The sequence below is a fragment of the Streptococcus penaeicida genome (genome assembly GCF_002887775.1).
Taxonomy (GTDB): domain Bacteria; phylum Bacillota; class Bacilli; order Lactobacillales; family Streptococcaceae; genus Streptococcus; species Streptococcus penaeicida.
In genome coordinates this window covers 1-275 of the sequence record NZ_LOCM01000070.1, presented here as the reverse complement: position 1 = coordinate 275, position 275 = coordinate 1, and the positions used below count along the sequence as shown (strand labels likewise).

At 41.8% G+C, this 275-nt stretch carries 1 rRNA gene; it reads right to left on the bottom strand.

Annotated elements, in window-relative coordinates:
• Positions 1 to 60: 60 nt before the first annotated feature.
• Positions 61 to 175 (bottom strand): 5S ribosomal RNA (rrf, locus tag AT575_RS10295).
• Positions 176 to 275 lie beyond the last annotated feature (100 nt).

Genomic DNA, 275 nt, shown 5'->3' with positions numbered 1-275 from the left:
CCTCTGCTTGTAAGGCAGATGCTCTCCCAGCTGAGCTAAACTCCCATTGAGTGTTCCTAAGCTAAGCGACTTCCGTATCTAACAGGGGGCAACCCCAACTACTTCAGGCGTTCTAGGGCTTAACTACTGTGTTCGGCATGGGTACAGGTGTATCTCCTAGGCTATCGTCACTTAACTTTTTAGTCCACTCAAAATTGAATAACTATATCTTAACAAGAAGTCTACCTCTATGTCAATAAACTTTTCTATTATCAAAATTGTACTCGGACTAAAAA